Source organism: uncultured Pseudomonas sp. (assembly GCF_913777995.1).
In the GTDB taxonomy this organism is placed as follows: Bacteria; Pseudomonadota; Gammaproteobacteria; order Pseudomonadales; family Pseudomonadaceae; genus Aquipseudomonas.
Genome location: NZ_CAJYVE010000010.1, coordinates 331,603 through 348,492 on the forward strand (window position 1 = coordinate 331,603; position 16,890 = coordinate 348,492).

Here is a 16,890-nt window from a genome sequence, read left to right on the forward strand (position 1 = left end):
TCCATGCATACACACCTGTTCAAGATCCTGGGCTTGTCCGGCCTGACCCTGGGCCTGATGGCCGCAGCCGGAGCGGCCCGTGCCGACCAGGCCGCACCGCCGAGCTTCACCGCCGAGCCATGCTGCCAGCTGTGCCCGGCCGCGCACGACGCGAGCAACTACACCACCCGCTACCAGCAGAACTTCACCACGCTGATCCAGGCCGAAGGTGACTGGCTGTTCCGGACCCGCGAAGACCTGCGTACCGAGTTCGACACCACGCCAGCGGGCTACAAGCGTCTGCAGGAACTGCAACGGGCGTTCAAGCGCAAGGGCATCGACCTGGTCGTGGTCTACCAGCCGACCCGCGGCATGGTCGACCGCAACAAGCTGTTCGCTGCCGACAAGGCCGGTTTCGACTACGACAAGGCCATGAAGAACTACCAGGCCATGCTCGGTCGCTTCAGCAAGATGGGCTACTGGGTACCGGACCTGTCGCCGCTGACCAACGAGAACGAAGCCCACGACTTCTACTTCCGCGGTGACCAGCACTGGACCCCTTACGGCGCCGAACGCACCGCCAAGGTGGTGGCCGAGACGGTGAAGAAGATCCCGGGGTTCAGCGACATTCCCAAGCGTGAGTTCGAGACCCACAAGATCGGCCGCATGGGCAAGACCGGCACCCTGCACAACATGGCCGGTCAGTTGTGCGGTACCAGTTACGCGATCCAGTACATGGACCAGTTCGCCACCGAGCCCAAGGGTGAAGCCGGCGACGGTGATCTGTTCGGCGACTCCGGCAACCCGCAGATCACCCTGGTGGGTACCAGCCACAGTGGCAAGAACTACAACTTCAGCGGCTTCCTGCAGCAGTACATCGGCGCCGACGTGCTCAACGTGGCCTTCCCCGGTGGCGGTCTGGAAGGTTCGATGATCGAGTACCTGGCCAGCGACGAATTCAAGAACAACCCGCCCAAGATCATCATCTGGGAATTCTCGCCGCTGTACCGCCTCGACCAGGAAAGCATCTGGCGCCAGATGTTCGCCCTGCTCGACGAGGGTTGCGACGACAAGCAAGTGGTGCTCAGCGGCGAAGCCACCGTCAAGCCAGGCGGCACCACCGAAGTACTGGTCAACGGCAAGAATGGCATCAAGGACATCCGCAACAGTGCCAACCGCGTGGATATCCAGTTCGAAGACACCTCGGTGAAAACCCTCAAGGCACGCCTCTGGTACATGAACGGTCGTCACGAAGACCTCAAGCTGGAGAAGCCGGAAACCACCGACACCAATGGACGCTTCGCCTTCGATTTGCGTGAAGACGAAGACTGGGCCAGCCAGCAGTTGCTGGCCGTGGAAATCGAAGGACCCGAAGCAGGTAGCGAACCACAGAAAGTCAAAGCTCAGGTGTGCAGACGCAATGCACTGCCTGGTTCCGCGCAGCACACTGCGCAAGCCGGACAATGAGGTGACCCATGCAGACTCGCAAACCCATGCGCCCTGCCCTGCTGTCGCTGGCCATCGTGGCCACGCTGGCATGGGGCGGCACGGCTTCGGCGGCCGCACCGCTGATTCCGCCCCAGGGCTACTCGGCGCCCATCGAGAAAATGAAGACGGGTGACAACGACTTCCGCTGCGGCCCGGTTCCGCAGCCCTATACCGGTTCGCTGGTATTCCGCAGCAAGTACGAAGGCTCGGACAAGGCCCGTGCCACGCTCAACCTGCGTGCCGAAGAGGCCTTCCGCGACTCCACCAAGGACATCACCGACCTGGAGCGCGGCGTGAGCAAGGTGGTCATGCAGTACATGCGTGATGGCCGTCCTGAACAGCTCGATTGCGCGCTGAACATGATGACCACCTGGGCCAAGGCCGACGCCCTGGAGTCCCAGGACTACAACCACACCGGCAAATCGATGCGCAAATGGGCGCTGGGCAGTCTGTCTTCGGCCTACCTGCGGCTGAAGTTCTCCGACTCGCGCCCGCTGGCCAACCACCAGGAACAGGCCCGGGAAATCGAAGCCTGGTTCAGCAAGCTGGCCGACCAGGTGATCGTCGACTGGAGCAACCTGCCGCTGGAAAAGATCAACAACCACTCCTACTGGGCGGCCTGGTCGGTGATGTCCACCGCCGTGGCCACCAATCGTCGTGACCTGTTCGACTGGGCGGTGAAGGAGTTCAAGGTCGCCGCCAATCAGGTCGACCCGCAGGGCTTCCTGCCTAACGAGGTCAAGCGTCGCCAGCGTGCCCTGGCCTACCACAACTACGCCTTGCCACCTCTGGCGATGATCGCCAGCTTCGCCCAGGCCAACGGTGTGGACCTGCGTCAGGAAAACAACGGCGCCCTCAAGCGCCTCGCCGACCGGGTGCTCGAAGGCGTGCGTGACCCTGACGAATTCGCTGCCAAAGGCGGCGAGAAGCAGGACATGACCGACCTCAAGAAAGATCCGAAATTCGCCTGGCTGGAGCCTTACTGCAGCCTCTACAACTGCGATCAGCAGGTGCTGGAGGAAAAGCACGAGAAACAGCCATTCAAGACCTTCCGTCTTGGCGGCGACCTGACCCGGGTCTATGACCCGAGTCACGACAAGGATCACAACAAGTAACGTTCGTAACACCGTAGGAGCGGCTGCGGCCGCTTCTGCAACCTCCCACATGGATGGGGGGTTTGGGGGGGCTTTGGCCCTTATCGCTGGACTGACGGAGTAAAGAAGGATGGTGTTCTCATCCAACGTGTTCCTGTTCCTGTTCCTGCCGATCTTCCTCGGCTTGTACTACGTGAGCGGGCAACGCTATCGCAACCTGCTGCTGCTGATCGCCAGCTATGTCTTCTACGCCTGGTGGCGTGTGGACTTCCTCAGCCTGTTCATCGCTGTAACGGTATGGAACTACCTGATCGGCCTGCAGGTGGGCGCCGCCGGCGTGCGGACCAAGAAGGCGCAGCGCTGGTTGCTGCTGGGTGTTGCAGTCGACCTGTGCATCCTGGGCTACTTCAAGTACGCCAACTTCGGTGTCGACAGCCTCAACGCCATCATGACCTCGATGGGCCTGGAGCCTTTCATCCTGACCCACGTGCTGTTGCCGATCGGTATCTCGTTCTACATCTTCGAGTCCATCAGCTACATCATCGACGTCTACCGTGGCGATACTCCGGCTACCCGCAACCTGATCGACTTTGCGGCGTTCGTGGCGATCTTCCCGCACCTGATCGCGGGCCCCGTACTGCGTTTCCGTGACCTGGTCGACCAGTTCAACAACCGTACCCACACCCTGGACAAGTTCTCTGAAGGCTGCACGCGCTTCATGCAGGGCTTCATCAAGAAAGTGTTCATCGCCGACACCCTGGCGGTGGTCGCCGACCACTGCTTCGCCCTGGAGAACCCCACCACCGGCGACGCCTGGCTGGGTGCGCTGGCCTATACCGCACAGCTGTATTTCGACTTCTCCGGCTACAGCGACATGGCCATCGGCCTGGGCCTGATGATGGGCTTCCGCTTCATGGAGAACTTCAAGCAGCCGTACATCAGCCAGTCGATCACCGAGTTCTGGCGGCGCTGGCACATCAGCCTGTCGACCTGGCTGCGTGACTACCTGTACATCACCCTGGGCGGCAACCGCGGCGGCAAGGTCGCCACCTACCGCAACCTGTTCCTGACCATGCTGCTCGGTGGCCTGTGGCACGGTGCGAACATTACCTACGTGATCTGGGGCGCCTGGCACGGCATGTGGCTGGCCATCGAAAAAGCCGTGGGCATCAACACCAAGCCACACAGCTTCAACATCATCCGCTGGGCCCTGACCTTCCTGCTGGTGGTCATCGGCTGGGTGATCTTCCGTGCCGAGAACCTGCACGTGGCCACCCGCATGTACGGCGCCATGTTCAGCTTCGGCGACTGGCAGCTGTCGGAACTGACCCGCGCCAACCTGACCGGCCTGCAGATCGCCACCCTGGTCGTGGCCTACGCCACCCTGGCCTTCTTCGGCCTGCGCGACTTCTACACCGATCGTCCGGCCAACCAGGGCAAGGCCCGTGCCGACGGCCCGGCCACCGAGCAGCCCGGCACCATCAAGGCCGTGCCTGGCGATGCGCCTGGCAGCATCCATCAGCCCGGCTACATCGTGGGCCAGGAAGCCCAGGTACAGGCGGCCACCTGGCAGGCCGACTGGCCACGCTACGCCATGCGCGTGCTGATCCTGCTGCTGTTCGTGGCGTCGATCCTGAAACTGTCGGCGCAGAGCTTCTCGCCGTTCCTGTACTTCCAGTTCTGAGGAGCCAGACATGACCCGTTCATTACGCATCCTCTACGTCGTGACTTTCATGGGCCTGCTGCTGGTGCTGGGCATCTGGTCGCTGCGCAGCTTCGGCAGCTTTACCAAGACCCCGGAGCAGACCGTGCTCAACGGGCGCTGGACCAAGGCCGTGGAAACCCACTACGACGATGAGTTTCCCATCAAGCGCCTGGGCACCAACCTCTGGGCCGCGCTGGACTACAAGCTGTTCAACGAAGGTCGCCCTGGCGTGGTACTGGGCAAGGACCAGTGGCTGTATACCGATGAAGAGTTCGACGCCATCGCCCACGGCGAGCAGAACATGGCCGACAACCTGGCCCTGGTGCGCGGTGTGAAGGAGACCCTGAACAAACAGGGTACCCGCTTGGTGCTGGCGATCATTCCGGCCAAGACCCGCCTGTACCCGGAGCACATCGGCGAGCAGACCCCGGCGCGCCTGCACCAGGACCTGTACCAGCGCTTCCACGAGCAAGCGGCCCAGGCCGGTATCCTGGCCCCTGACCTGCTGCAACCGCTGCGCGACGCCAAGCAACGTGGCCAGGTGTTTCTGCGCACCGACACCCACTGGACGCCGATGGGTGCCGAGGTGGCGGCGCAGCAGTTGGGCCAGACCATCGCCAGCCAGGCACCGCTGGAAGCCGAGCCGCAGACCTTCGTCACCGCCGACAAGGGCACCGAGCCCTACAAGGGCGACCTGACCAACTTCCTGCCGCTCGACCCGCTGTTCAGCAACCTGCTGCCCAAGCCGGACGCCCTGGACAAGCGCACCACCGAAGCGGCCGGCGGCACTGGCGAGGGTGAGGACGCGCTGTTCGCCGACAGCGACATTCCGGTCGGCCTGGTCGGCACCAGCTACAGCGCCAACCCCAACTGGAACTTCGTCGGCGCGCTCAAGCAGGCCCTGCGCAGCGACGTGGTGAACTACGCCGAAGACGGCCATGGTCCGATCCTGCCGATGCTCAAGTACCTGCAGACCGACGACTTCAAGAACAACCCGCCGCAAGTGGTGATCTGGGAATTCCCCGAGCGCTACCTGCCGGCCCACAACGACCTGCGCGAATTCGATGCCAATTGGATCGCTCAGCTGAAGAAAACCCCTGGCAGCCAGGACAACCTGGCCCTGAACACCCAACCATCCGAGTCGCCCGAGCGGGCGCAAAACTGAGAGGACTGTCCTTATGACCTTGAAGAACACTGCCAATCGTTCGGCCAAAAACACCCTGATCAAGCGCTGCGCCCTGGCCATGGGCCTGAGCCTCGGTCTGGGCATGGTTTCCCTGCCGACCTATGCCGCCGGTGACGCCGCGCTGTACGGCCCGACCGCGCCGAAAGGCTCGACCTTCATCCGCGTGTACAACGCCAGCAACAGCGAAGTCAGCGCCACCGTCGGCAACACCAACCTCAACGACGTCGCGCCCCTGGGCAGCACCGCGTTCAGCTTCATGCCTGGCGGCGACTACACCGCCAAGGTGGGCAGCCAGAGCATGCCGGTGAAGCTGGCTGGCGACCACTACTACACCCTGGTCAACCCTGCCAGCGGCAAGCCGCTGCTGGTCGAGGAAGCACCGTTCAAGAACAAGCAGAAGTCCCTGGTACGCCTGCAGAACCTCAGCGACCAGTCGCTGACCCTGAAGACCGCCGATGGCAAGACCGACGTGGTCCAGGCCGTCTCCGCCAAGGGCACCGGCCAGCGTGAAATCAACCCGGTGAAGGTCAGCCTGGCCCTGTACAGCGGCGACAAGAAAGTCGCTGACGTCAAGCCGGTCGCCCTGGAGCGCGGCGAAGCAGCCGTGCTGTACGTCACCGGCAGCGGCAGCAACCTGTCGCCGGTGTGGGTCAAGCCACCGGTCGAAACCCGCTAAGTGATGCGTGTGCCCGGTCGGCTCGACCACCGGGCACCGGGGAACTGCATGGCAGGCCGGCGGGAAATACCGGCGCCGTGCAGGACCCAGGAAACAATGACAAGACGCAAATGGCAGTAACCCGTACAGCCCCTTTTTGAACGTTTTCGGAGAGACACAAAATGATTCCAGTCATCCTGTCAGGCGGTAGCGGTTCTCGACTCTGGCCACTGTCGCGCAAGCAATTCCCCAAGCAGTTCCTGGCCCTGACCGGTGAACACACCCTGTTCCAGCAGACCCTCGAGCGCCTGGTGTTCGAAGGCATGGAACTGCCCATCGTGGTGTGCAACAAGGAGCACCGGTTCATCGTCAACGAGCAGCTGGCGGCAGTGAACCTCGAGACCCAGGCAGTGATCATGGAGCCCTTCGGCCGCAACACAGCGCCGGCCGTGGCCCTGACCGCGATGATGATGGTCAACGAAGGCAAAGACGATCTGATGCTGGTCCTGCCGGCCGACCACGTGATCGAAGACCAGAAGGCCCTGCAGCGCGCCCTGGCCCTGGCCACCGTGGCCGCCGAGCGTGGCGAGATGGTGCTGTTCGGCGTGCCGGCCACCAAGCCGGAAACCGGCTACGGCTACATCAAGTCCACTGGCGACTCGCTGCTGCCTGAAGGCGTGCGCCGCGTGCAGAGCTTCGTCGAGAAGCCTGACGAAAAACGTGCCCAGGAATTCGTCGAGGCCGGCGGCTACTACTGGAACAGCGGCATGTTCCTGTTCCGCGCCAGCCGCTTCCTCGAAGAGCTGAAAAAGCATGATCCGGACATCTACGAAACCTGCGTGCTGACCCTTGAGCGCAGCAAGCATGAAGACGGCGGCATCGAGATCGACGAAGCCACCTTCGCCTGCTGCCCGGACAACTCCATCGACTACGCGGTGATGGAAAAGACCCAGCGCGCCTGCGTGGTGCCGCTGACTGCCGGCTGGAGCGACGTGGGCTGCTGGTCGTCGCTGTGGGACGTTCACCAGAAAGACGAGAACGGCAACGTCACCAAGGGCGACGTGGTCATCCAGGACAGCCGCAACTGCATGATCCACGGCAACGGCAAGCTGGTGTCGGTGATCGGTCTGGACAACATCGTGGTCGTGGAAACCAAGGACGCGATGATGATCGCCCACAAGGACAAGGTCCAGGGCGTCAAGCAGATGGTCAACACCCTCAACGAGCAGGGCCGTAGCGAGACCCAGAGCCATCTGGAAGTCTACCGTCCGTGGGGTTCCTACGACTCGGTGGACATGGGCGGCCGCTTCCAGGTCAAGCGCATCTCGGTCAAGCCGGGTGCCAGCCTGTCGCTGCAGATGCACCACCACCGCGCCGAACACTGGATCGTGGTGTCCGGCACAGCCCAGGTGACCTGCGACGAGAACGTGTTCCTGCTCACCGAGAACCAGTCGACCTACATCCCGATCGCCTCGGTGCACCGCCTGAAGAACCCAGGCAAGATCCCGCTGGAAATCATCGAAGTGCAGTCGGGCAGCTACCTGGGCGAAGACGACATCGAACGCTTCGAAGACGTCTACGGGCGTACCGATTCGGTCGAGTCGGGTGTGCGTACCCAGACCATCGCTCGCTGATCCCGGCGCAGGCCTGACGGCCCCGCCCCTGTCGCGCACTGGCTGCTGCGCGACAGGGGCGGGGCCGTCGTCGTTCATGCCTCTGGCGGCCCGGCGCAGCAAGTGACGTATGGCGTGTCCACCGGTCGCCCACTGACAGTTCTGCCAGTGCCGTATGGCCGGCCAGCCGCCTAAAGTGGAAGAGAATCGCCCCTGGGCCTGGCATGAGGCCCGGTATGAGGAGAACGCCGACATGACTGACGACATTGATCTGTACACTGCCGAACCGGATGACTCACTGCCACGGCCGATCCTGGTGGACAGCACCGACCAGCTCATCAACCTCGACGCCGCCTTCCTGCGCGTACAGCTTCCCGCCGTCGACCCGCAAGCGTATGACCGGGTCCGGCTGGTCCTGCTGGCCACACCGGACGCCAGCAGGAGCCTGCAGGCCGAAGCCGACATCGACACCCAGGGCGCCCAGGCCGAGTTCTACAAGCATGACCTGCAGGCCGTCTTCGACCTGGACGACGAAGTGGTCGCCGTCGCCCTGCTGCGCCGCCGAGGCACGCAACGCTGGGTGCGCTCGCCGGGTTCGGAAACGGCGATCTTCTGCTGAGCCTGTGCATGGCCAAGTCCCCTCGCCTTTGGGTAGGATGAGCCGCATTGTCATGCGGGAGCACCTCCATGCTGATCGGCGTGCTGTTGATCGTCACCTGGCTCATCCTGTTGCTGCGCTACCCGGCCAAGGCCCTGCCAGTGTCGCTGGTGGCCGCCGTGGCGCTGGGTTTGGTCGCCACCCTGGTGATCTGGCAAGACCACCGTGAAACCCGCCAGCTCGAACGTCTCGACCTGCGCCTGAGTCTGGCTCGACAAAGCTGCCCGGCCGACCGGCCCCTGCAGATCAGGCTGACCAACACCAACAGCGTGCCGCTGGTCGAGCTGCGCTGGCAGGTGGGCGCCTACGCACCGGGCGACACGGTCAACCTGGTCGACAACACCTATACTTCGGCGCGCTACCGCGGCCCGGGTGAACTCCAGGCCGGCGCCGCATGGCAGGAATGCCTGCCCCTCCCCACCCTGCGCAGCGGCTACCGCCCCGACAGCCTCGAATTTCGCGCCGAGCATCTGCAAGGCAGCTTCTCGAACTAGGTTCTGTACGAAAAGTCGCCGAGCGAAGGTCAGGCAAGGCGCAACGAGCGAAGCGAGTAACAGCCGCAGGCTGACCCGAAGGGCGAGCGCCAGCGAGTCAAAACAGGCGAGGAAAGCTCGGAGTCGCGGCCGACTTTACTGGAGTAAATGAGCATTCCGACCGGGTGGCGATCCACCGGGTGGCGCTCCACCGGACTGGCGATCCAGCCGGTTTTTAACGCAGCATGGCCGAGCGCAGGCACTTTTCGTACAAAACCTAAGGATTCTTCATGCCCGTAACGCTAATCACCGGTTGCTCCAGCGGTATCGGCCGCGCCCTGGCCGATGCCCTGCGTGCGGCCGGCCACGATGTGTGGGCCACCGCGCGCAAGCCGGCTGACGTCGAAGCCCTGGCAGGCGCCGGTTTCCGCGCCGTGCAACTGGACGTCAACGACGCGCCGGCCGTGCAGGCCCTGGCCACGCGCCTTGAGCCCGAGGGGCTGGACATCCTCATCAACAACGCTGGCTACGGCGCCATGGGGCCACTGCTGGACGGCGGCGTGGACGCGATGCAGCGCCAGTTCGAGACCAACGTCTTCGCCGTGGTCGGCGTGACCCAGGCCCTGCTGCCGGCACTGCGGCGCAAGCGCGGGCTGGTGGTGAACATCGGCAGCGTGTCCGGGGTGCTAGTCACCCCATTCGCGGGTGCCTACTGCGCGTCGAAGGCCGCCGTGCATGCACTGAGCGACGCGCTGCGCATGGAACTGGCACCGTTCGGGGTTCGGGTCATGGAAGTGCAGCCAGGCGCCATTGCCTCGCAGTTCGCCAGCAATGCCAGCCAGGAGGCCGAACAGCTGATGGCCGAGCAGTCGCCCTGGTGGCCGTTGCGCGAAGGCATCCGCGCCCGCGCCCGCGCCTCGCAGGACCACCCGACCTCTGCCGAGGCCTTCGCCCAGGGCGTGCTGGGCGCCCTGCAACGCTCGAACCCGCCGCGCCTGCTGCGCCTGGGCAACGGTGCTCGCTCCCTGCCCTTGATGGCCCGCTGGCTGCCGCAGGGGCTGCTGGAATGGGTGCTGAAAAAACGCTTCGGCCTCGACCGCCAGTTGCCCTAGCACGTTGGCAAAGGAGAAGGCCGGTGCAGATTCCCGGCAGACGCGGTGACTTACCGACCTCTGCCCCGCTGAAGCCGCTTCTACCTGTAGGTTGAACGGCCCCCGGGTATCGCTGACAGTCAGAGAATCGCTTGAATGCCCTTTTCGGCAATGACATTCAGCAATTTGAGCGCCGGGCCAGCCGGGCGCGTTTCTCCCTGCTCCCACTTCCTGACCGTGGACGCCGAGGTATGCAGGTGAAGGGCAAATACTGGCTGACTGAACCTCAGCCGTTCACGCAACAGGCGGATATCTGACGCGCTGAACTCGCGTACAGGGGAAGGTGACAGGGCTTCGAATTCTCGCATCGTAACCTTGTCGATCAAGCCCGCCTGGTAAAGAGCGCTCATGTCGCGGGAAAGGGATTCAATGATTTTGCTCACAACGAACCTCTATCAGCAGCCCCAGGGAAATAGCCTCATTGAGCTGATGTGATAACAGCTCTAGAAAAACCTTACCGGCATGTTGTAGCGCTCTTTTTTCGATTGCCGAGACGCTTGCCTTTTCGCTTTTGGCAAAACCATGCAGGAACACACATCGATCGCCGAACTTGACAGACAGTAGGGTTCGATAGCCCCGGCTTTTACCGCTGCCTTCCCGAGCGATGCGCTGTTTGTACAAGCCGCTCCCCAGGTCGGCGTCGATCAGGCCACGCTGCATATCTTCGACCGCACGACACAGGCAGGCATCTGCCACCCCCTGCTGCGCTTGCCACCGCATGAAATCCCTGCGCTTGAGTACCTGCATGCCAACGCCTCCGAACATACCCGTAACGGGCATACTTTTCCATGGGCACGTCAACGCCATGCGGTACATATCTATCGAGTTGTGGCCCTGCTCTGCTGGGTGCCCTCTGGCTTGAGAATCACCGTGCAGGTCATGCCCGCCGCGAGAACGAAATCTTCCGGCATCGGGTCGAGGTGGATGCGCACGGGCACGCGCTGGGCCAGGCGGACCCAGTTGAAGGTCGGGTTGACGTCGGCGAGCAGTTCGCGGCTTTGCGGGTTGTCGCGGTCGTAGATGCCGCGGGCAATGCTGTCCACTCGGCCGGTCAGGCGTTCGCCGCTCATCATTTCCAGCTCGGCGCGGTCACCGACGTGCACCTGTGGCAGCTTGGTTTCTTCGAAGAAGCCGTATACCCAGTAGGAGTGGCGGTCGATCAGCGCCATCTTGGCTTCGCCGGCGTGGGCATAGTCACCGGGGTGGACGTTGAGGTTGGTGACATAGCCATCCACCGAGGCGCGCACCTGGGTGCGTGCCAGGTTCAGTTCGGCAGCCTCAAGGCGCGACTGGGCCTGCTGGTATTCGGCCTGTGCGGCCAGGGCCTGATGCCCGGCGTCATCGCGGTTCTCCGCCGAGATCACCAGGGCATCCATGTCGGCGCGGCGCCGCGCGTTGGCGGCGCGCATGTCCCAGGCGGCCTTGCGTGCAGCGACTTCGGCACGCGCCTGGCGCACCGCCAGGCGATAGTGCTCGGCGTCGATCTGCAACAGCAGGTCACCCTTGCTGACCGCCTGGTTGTCACGCACCGCCACCCGCTCCACCAACCCCGAGACATCCGGCGCGACGTTGATGATGTCGGCCCTGACCCGCCCGTCGCGGGTCCAGGGCGTATCCATGTAGTGCACCCACACGGCACGCCCCAGCACCACGGCCAGAGCGAGAATCGACAGCGTCGCGGCAAGACTGAACAGCTTTTTCATCCCAGGTTTTCCCGAGCCAGGCTTCAACGATAAAGGGGCAGCGCCAACGCGCCGAACAGGCAGGCGAACAGGCTCAGGCGCAGCAGCGCCGGGTGCCAGAACAGCCGGTACAGGTCCAGCCCGGATAGCAGCCGGTCGAGCAGCCAGGCGAGGATCATGGCCAGCACGAACAACAGGCCCATGCTTGGCATGTACAGGTCGAAGAACGCGATTTCACGCGGCATTGGCAATCCCTCGGCGGGTATGGGCAGCCAGCGGTGAACGCGGGTCCAGCAGGCAGGTGCGGATGAAGTGCAGGTAGCTCTCCACCCGCCGCAGCGGCGAGGTGTCGAAATGCGAAGCGAAGGGCTCGTCGGTCTGCCTGACCCGCATGATGGCCCGCTCCACCGCCGCCAGGCTGCGCGCTAGATTGCGCGCGTCTGGTTGAATGAACAGGCGGATCAGCGCACGCCCCATGCTACGGATCGACAAACGCCACGAACGGTGCTCGGCGTAGCTGGGGTGCACCGGCAGCAACGCCTGTTCGCGGCGCAACTCGATGATCGCGTGGCCGATTTCCAGCACCACGAACATCCAGCGCAGCAACTGCTGGCGAACCTCGGGTCGGCCGGCGGCCAGGGCATCGGCATGGTGCATCACGTCGCGGGTCTGGCTCTCGAAGCTTGATCCCAGACGCTTGAGCGGCGCGCTGATGGCGAACACCACCTGACGGCGCAGGTCATCCTCCAGGTGGCGCCACATCCAGCGGCTGTTGGGCGGCAGCACCACGGCCCCTGCGGCACTGCACACCAGGGTCGCGACCAGCATCGCCAGGTAATCGTTGATGAATGGGTAAGGCTGGTAGAGCGTCAGGTTGCCCGGCAGCGTACCCATGCAGAAGAACAGCATCAGCCCCAGCCCGATGCCCGACCACTGCACCCGCGACGACAGAAAGGTGCCCAGCGCCAACACCGGGGCCAGCACCAGGCACAGCAAGGGGAAGCCATCGATACGCGGAAACACCAGAAAAGTCTCGACGAAGCCGAACAGCGCGCCAAGTGCGGTGCCGCAGGCCATCTGCAGCGACATGCGCCAGGGATTGGCGTTCATCGATGACAGCGCCACGGTCACTGCCGCAACCAGGATCAGCGTCGCACCACTGGGCCAGGCGGTGAGTACCCACCAGGCGCTCATCAGCGCCACCACCAGGGTGGCGCGGACACCGGCGCCCAGCACCGCCATGCCATGGGTGCGATTGACGAAGGGCTCCTCCCACTGCTCACGCACGTGATTATGGTCAGCCAGCGACGCGTGGGTCAGGGCGTAGTTATGCAGTTCGCTGGCAAGGCGGTAGAGCAACTCGAAGGCGGTGTGGAAATCCAGGCGTTCATCCTGGCTGGGAGCGGCCGCTTCCAGCTCCCGGCGCAGGCGCCGCACCATGGGTGGCAGGTCGGCCTGCCAGTGTTCCAGACGGATCACCAGGCGCGCGGCGTCATCCAGGGTCAGCGCCTGGTCGGCGCAGTGTTCGAGCAACGCCGCCAGGCTGTGCAGCCCTGGCTCGACCTGCCGCAATACGAAGCCCAGGCGCTGGCTGCGCAGGCGCTCCAGCAGCTGGTGCAGGGCATTGAAGCGCGTGGTGATGGCCATGAACTCACTGTTGAGGCGGTTCAGCCGACCATTGCGCCGACGCATGGCCGGGTCTTCGAACAGGGTCACGCTGCGCAGCCCTTCAAGGCCGATGGCCTCGCCGACGAAGCGCAGGTTGCCGGCCTCGAACGCCGCCTGATCGTGGCCATGGCGCAAGCCATCGACGACGAACCGGGCAAACCGGCCGAAGCGCTGGAACAGGCTGTTGCGCAGCGCCGCGCTGGCGCTCTGCGGCAGAATCGCCGCGCTGACCAGGGTGGAACACAGAATGCCGAGGAAGATTTCCAGGACCCGCCACACCGCCGCCATGAATGCCGTCTCGGGTTGCGACAGGGCCGGCAGGCCGATCAAGGCGGCGGTGTAGCCGGCCAGCACGAAGGCGTAGGCGCGAAAGTTGCGAAAGCGCGCAGCCCCCGCCGCGCACAGCCCCACCCACAACGCCAGGCAACCGAGAAAGGGCACCGAGTCCTGACCAAACAGAGCCATCAACAGCACCATCATCGCCGAGCCGGCCAGCGTGCCGAGCAGCCGGTAGAAGCTCTTGGCAAACACCTGGCCACTCTGCGGCTGCATCACCAGCACTACGGTGATCACCGCAATACGCGGCTGTGGCAATTCCAGGCGCAGCGCCAGCCAGTAGGTCAGGAAAGCGGCCAGCAGCACCTTGGCGACGTACACCCAAGTCACGCCATCGCTGCGCAGCCAAAGGTCGAATTCACGACGCCAGGGCAGGCCGCCAACGCGTTGCAGGGCCAGGCTCACTGCCGCCACTCCATGAAACGAGCGCAGGCGCGTAGGGCCGTTCGGGACATTTCAGCATTCATCGGTTCAGTCATCGCCAAAGGGGTTTGCGGAATCAGGAATCAAGGGTTCAGCTGGGCGAGTCCGCCTGCCGTGGCAGGGGCGCGCAAGCGCGGCTCGGCGGGGCTGTCTGCGCCGGCCTGCAGGCCACCACCCAAGGCCACCAGCAGCCCCGCGTAGGCGCCAAGGCGCGCGGCCTCGACCTGCTGCTGAATGTCCTGCTGACGCCACAGCTGGGTCTGGGCCTGCAACACATCGAGGTAGTCCACCAGGCCACGCTGCCAGGCCAGCCGCGCCAGGTCGCAGGCTTTGGCCGCCTTGCTCACCGACTCTGCGGCCAGGGCCTGCTGCTGCTCCAACGACTGACGGCGCGACAACTGGCCGGCCACCTCCTGCAAGGCCGTGACCAGCACCTGCCGGTAATGCGCGACCGCCAAGTCGTAACCGGCATTGGCCTGACCCAGTTCGCTGCGCAGGCGGCCACCGTCGAAGATCGGCAGGCTCAGCGCCGGGCCGGCGTTCCAGGCCTGCTTGCGAGCGTCGAGAAATGCCAGCACGCCACCGCCGGTGGCCATGTAGCCGAAGCTGGCGCGTAGATCGACGTCGGGATAGAAACCGGCCCGGGCGACCTCGATGCCACGCGCCTCGGCCGCAACCTGCCAACGGCTGGCGACCACATCCGGGCGTTGCCCGAGCAATTGCGCCGGCAGCGCCGCTGGCAACGCCAATGCCTGGCGCAGCGCCAGGGTTGGCCGCCGCAGGCTGGCCCCCTGCTCCGGCCCCAGCCCGGCCAGGGCCGCCAGTTGCTGACGGCTCAAGGCGATAGCTTCGTGCAAGGCGTCGATCTGCCGATGGGTCTCAGGCAGCGGCGCCTCGGCGCGGGTCACGTCCAGCTGCGTGCCGATACCGGCTTGCAGGCGCTGCTGGGCGAGGTCGAGGATCTGTCGCTGCTGGCCCAGGGTCGATTCGAGAATCTCCAGCCGCGCATGCTGCAGGGCCAGCTCGATATAGGCACGCACCACGTTGCCCTGTAGCTCCAGCTGCGCCTGACGCTGTTCGGCGGCACGTTGGTGCACCCGGTCCAGTGCCTGCTCGCTGGCGTTGTGCTCACGCCCCCACAGGTCGAGGTCGAAACTCAGCGCCACCGCCAGGTCGTTATCCCAGGTCTGGGTGCTGGCGAGGCTGCCGGGGCCGTAGAAACCATCGTCGGGCCAGCCGCGTCGCGCCAGGTGGCCCGTAGCATTGGCCTGCAGCGCTTCACGCGCCTGGCTGAGGCCGGCGATGGCCCGGGCCTGGCGCACCCGTGCGGCAGCCGCAGCCAGGCTGGGGCTGCCGGCACTGGCCTGCGCCACCCAGGCGTCAAGCTGCGGGTCGCCGTAGGCGCGCCACCACTGCGCAGCCGGCCAGCTGGCTTCACGGTCGGCCAGGTCGATGCCCAGGTCATGGGTGGGAAGGTCGTCACTGAGCGGCTGGATGCCGTGAGTGGAAATACAGCCGTTGAGCAACACGGAGGCTGCCAGGACACTGAGGGTCTTGAGCCCTCTGACGATGCAACGCGGCACTGCTGCAAATTCCCCAGGAGGAAATGAAACGACTGTGAATGCCGCGATTCTAGGGGGCGGCCGAGGCAGCGATAAGCGGGGCCGAATGTGAATCTTTATTGCAGGAACGGCAAGAATGCCGCTGGGTGGATAGACAGGGACTGGTAACTTCGTGTCACAATTTACCCAAACCGTGTACGCCTTTTCTTCCGAGAAACTTCATGGATACCCTGCAAAACATGCGCGCCTTCAGTTGCGTGGCGCAAGCGGGCAGCTTCACTGCGGCCGCCGCACAACTGGATACCACCACCGCCAACATTTCGCGCGCCGTATCCAATCTGGAAGCGCACTTGCAGACCCGCCTGCTCAATCGCACCACCCGGCGCATCGCCCTGACCGAAGCCGGCAAACGCTACCTGCAGCGCTGCGAGCAGATCCTCGCCTATGTCGAAGAGGCCGAAGCCGAGGCCAGCGATGCCCATGCCCGGCCCGCCGGCCTATTGAAGGTGCATTCGATGCCCGGCGTCGGCCAGCACTATGTCATCGATGCCATTGCCAGCTACCGCCAGGATCACAAGGACGTGTCGTTCGACCTGACCCTGACCAACCGCGTGCCCGACCTACTGGAAGACGGCTATGACGTGTCCATCGTGCTGGCCAGCGAACTGCCGGACTCGGGCTTCGTCTCGCAACGCCTGGGCATCACCTACAGCATCGTCTGCGCCTCCCCCGCCTACATCGCGCGGCGCGGCATGGCGCATCGACCCGCCGACCTGCTCACCCATGACTGCCTGCGCCTGGTCAGCCCGGTGTTCCCGCTGGACAAGTGGCAGTTCACCGGGCCGGATGGCCAGGAAGGCGTCAGCCTCAACAGCTCGCCGTTCCTGGTCAATTCCGCCGAAGCCATGAAGACCGCCATCGCCAGCGGCATGGGCGTGGGCATCCTGCCGATCTACTCGGCCATCGACGGCCTGCGCGATGGCACCCTGGTGCGCGTGCTGCCGCGCTACCGCTTCCAGGAACTCAACCTGTACGCCGTGTACCCCTCGCGCCAGTACCTGGACGCGAAGATCAAAACCTGGGTGGAATACCTGCGCAGCACCCTCCCGGCCATCCTCGCCGCCGACGAGACAGACCTGCAGGCGCATACTCCGGCCTAGGCCTGGCGCACATCGGCAGGAACGGCTCCAGCCTTAAAGGACCAGGCGAGTTCTCGT

Annotated in this window: 16 protein-coding genes; 10 read left to right on the forward strand and 6 right to left on the reverse strand. The window is 64.4% G+C overall.

Annotated elements, in window-relative coordinates; translation table 11 throughout:
• Nucleotides 1-3 precede the first annotated feature (3 nt).
• From QZ497_RS04280 to QZ497_RS04320, 9 genes are all read left to right on the forward strand, one after another.
• Complete coding sequence (locus tag QZ497_RS04280; RefSeq protein WP_295471357.1) at nt 4-1,446, forward strand: alginate O-acetyltransferase; 1,443 nt, start codon at nt 4-6, stop codon at nt 1,444-1,446.
• Nucleotides 1,447-1,454: 8 nt separating this feature from the next.
• Nucleotides 1,455-2,582, forward strand: a complete 1,128-nt coding sequence (locus QZ497_RS04285) for a mannuronate-specific alginate lyase (RefSeq protein WP_295471359.1) — start codon at nt 1,455-1,457, stop codon at nt 2,580-2,582.
• Between the two features lie 109 nt (nt 2,583-2,691).
• Nucleotides 2,692-4,245: an MBOAT family protein gene (locus QZ497_RS04290; protein ID WP_295471361.1), complete on the forward strand. Its 1,554-nt coding sequence runs from the start codon at nt 2,692-2,694 to the stop codon at nt 4,243-4,245.
• Nucleotides 4,246-4,255: 10 nt separating this feature from the next.
• The gene (locus tag QZ497_RS04295) at nt 4,256-5,431 is read left to right on the forward strand and encodes an alginate O-acetyltransferase (protein WP_295471363.1); all 1,176 of its coding nucleotides are present in this window, start codon (nt 4,256-4,258) and stop codon (nt 5,429-5,431) included.
• Between the two features lie 13 nt (nt 5,432-5,444).
• The gene (locus QZ497_RS04300) at nt 5,445-6,128 is read left to right on the forward strand and encodes an alginate O-acetyltransferase AlgF (RefSeq protein ID WP_295471365.1); all 684 of its coding nucleotides are present in this window, start codon (nt 5,445-5,447) and stop codon (nt 6,126-6,128) included.
• Between the two features lie 161 nt (nt 6,129-6,289).
• Entirely contained in the window at nt 6,290-7,741 is a 1,452-nt protein-coding gene (locus QZ497_RS04305) for a mannose-1-phosphate guanylyltransferase/mannose-6-phosphate isomerase (protein ID WP_295471366.1), read from the forward strand.
• Between the two features lie 232 nt (nt 7,742-7,973).
• On the forward strand, nt 7,974-8,339 hold the full coding sequence (locus QZ497_RS04310) for a hypothetical protein (RefSeq protein ID WP_295471368.1): 366 nt from the start codon (nt 7,974-7,976) through the stop codon (nt 8,337-8,339).
• A gap of 68 nt (nt 8,340-8,407) precedes the next feature.
• Nucleotides 8,408-8,872: a multidrug transporter gene (locus tag QZ497_RS04315; protein WP_295471370.1), complete on the forward strand. Its 465-nt coding sequence runs from the start codon at nt 8,408-8,410 to the stop codon at nt 8,870-8,872.
• 269 nt (nt 8,873-9,141) lie between these two features.
• The gene (locus QZ497_RS04320; RefSeq protein WP_295471372.1) at nt 9,142-9,963 is read left to right on the forward strand and encodes an SDR family oxidoreductase; all 822 of its coding nucleotides are present in this window, start codon (nt 9,142-9,144) and stop codon (nt 9,961-9,963) included.
• A gap of 119 nt (nt 9,964-10,082) precedes the next feature.
• On the opposite strand, the gene QZ497_RS04325 is transcribed toward QZ497_RS04320, so the two are convergent.
• The 6 genes from QZ497_RS04325 to QZ497_RS04350 all read right to left on the reverse strand — a co-directional run bounded on the left by QZ497_RS04325 (nt 10,083) and on the right by QZ497_RS04350 (nt 15,694).
• Nucleotides 10,083-10,385: a helix-turn-helix domain-containing protein gene (locus QZ497_RS04325; protein ID WP_295471374.1), complete on the reverse strand. Its 303-nt coding sequence runs from the start codon at nt 10,383-10,385 to the stop codon at nt 10,083-10,085.
• Complete coding sequence (locus QZ497_RS04330; RefSeq protein ID WP_295471376.1) at nt 10,369-10,749, reverse strand: type II toxin-antitoxin system RelE/ParE family toxin; 381 nt, start codon at nt 10,747-10,749, stop codon at nt 10,369-10,371. Before QZ497_RS04330 ends, QZ497_RS04325 begins: the two co-directional genes overlap by 17 nt.
• 71 nt (nt 10,750-10,820) lie before the next feature.
• Complete coding sequence (locus QZ497_RS04335) at nt 10,821-11,705, reverse strand: HlyD family secretion protein (RefSeq protein WP_295471377.1); 885 nt, start codon at nt 11,703-11,705, stop codon at nt 10,821-10,823.
• Between the two features lie 23 nt (nt 11,706-11,728).
• Nucleotides 11,729-11,929, reverse strand: coding sequence for a DUF1656 domain-containing protein (locus QZ497_RS04340; RefSeq protein WP_295471379.1), 201 nt, complete (start codon nt 11,927-11,929; stop codon nt 11,729-11,731).
• Nucleotides 11,919-14,093, reverse strand: a complete 2,175-nt coding sequence (locus QZ497_RS04345; RefSeq protein ID WP_295471381.1) for an FUSC family protein — start codon at nt 14,091-14,093, stop codon at nt 11,919-11,921. Before QZ497_RS04345 ends, QZ497_RS04340 begins: the two co-directional genes overlap by 11 nt.
• Before the next feature lie 101 nt (nt 14,094-14,194).
• On the reverse strand, nt 14,195-15,694 hold the full coding sequence (locus QZ497_RS04350) for an efflux transporter outer membrane subunit (RefSeq protein WP_295471383.1): 1,500 nt from the start codon (nt 15,692-15,694) through the stop codon (nt 14,195-14,197).
• 200 nt (nt 15,695-15,894) lie between these two features.
• Here QZ497_RS04350 and QZ497_RS04355 point away from each other — a divergent pair, with 200 nt between their 5' ends.
• Nucleotides 15,895-16,833 carry a LysR family transcriptional regulator gene (locus tag QZ497_RS04355; RefSeq protein WP_295471384.1) on the forward strand — a complete coding sequence of 313 codons (939 nt, stop codon included), beginning with the start codon at nt 15,895-15,897 and terminating at the stop codon, nt 16,831-16,833.
• The last annotated feature ends 57 nt before the right edge of the window (nt 16,834-16,890 follow it).

Excerpts from the sequence above, each read along its gene's own strand:
- QZ497_RS04335 (WP_295471377.1), bottom strand. The coding sequence starts at position 11,705 with ATGAAAAAGCTGTTCAGTCTTGCCGCGACGCTGTCGATTCTCGCTCTG.
- QZ497_RS04295 (WP_295471363.1), top strand. The coding sequence starts at position 4,256 with ATGACCCGTTCATTACGCATCCTCTACGTCGTGACTTTCATGGGCCTG.
- QZ497_RS04305 (WP_295471366.1), top strand. The coding sequence starts at position 6,290 with ATGATTCCAGTCATCCTGTCAGGCGGTAGCGGTTCTCGACTCTGGCCA.
- QZ497_RS04320 (WP_295471372.1), top strand. The coding sequence starts at position 9,142 with ATGCCCGTAACGCTAATCACCGGTTGCTCCAGCGGTATCGGCCGCGCC.
- QZ497_RS04285 (WP_295471359.1), top strand. The coding sequence starts at position 1,455 with ATGCAGACTCGCAAACCCATGCGCCCTGCCCTGCTGTCGCTGGCCATC.
- QZ497_RS04330 (WP_295471376.1), bottom strand. The coding sequence starts at position 10,749 with ATGCAGGTACTCAAGCGCAGGGATTTCATGCGGTGGCAAGCGCAGCAG.
- QZ497_RS04300 (WP_295471365.1), top strand. The coding sequence starts at position 5,445 with ATGACCTTGAAGAACACTGCCAATCGTTCGGCCAAAAACACCCTGATC.
- QZ497_RS04280 (WP_295471357.1), top strand. The coding sequence starts at position 4 with ATGCATACACACCTGTTCAAGATCCTGGGCTTGTCCGGCCTGACCCTG.
- QZ497_RS04315 (WP_295471370.1), top strand. The coding sequence starts at position 8,408 with ATGCTGATCGGCGTGCTGTTGATCGTCACCTGGCTCATCCTGTTGCTG.
- QZ497_RS04290 (WP_295471361.1), top strand. The coding sequence starts at position 2,692 with ATGGTGTTCTCATCCAACGTGTTCCTGTTCCTGTTCCTGCCGATCTTC.
- QZ497_RS04340 (WP_295471379.1), bottom strand. The coding sequence starts at position 11,929 with ATGCCGCGTGAAATCGCGTTCTTCGACCTGTACATGCCAAGCATGGGC.
- QZ497_RS04310 (WP_295471368.1), top strand. The coding sequence starts at position 7,974 with ATGACTGACGACATTGATCTGTACACTGCCGAACCGGATGACTCACTG.
- QZ497_RS04355 (WP_295471384.1), top strand. The coding sequence starts at position 15,895 with ATGGATACCCTGCAAAACATGCGCGCCTTCAGTTGCGTGGCGCAAGCG.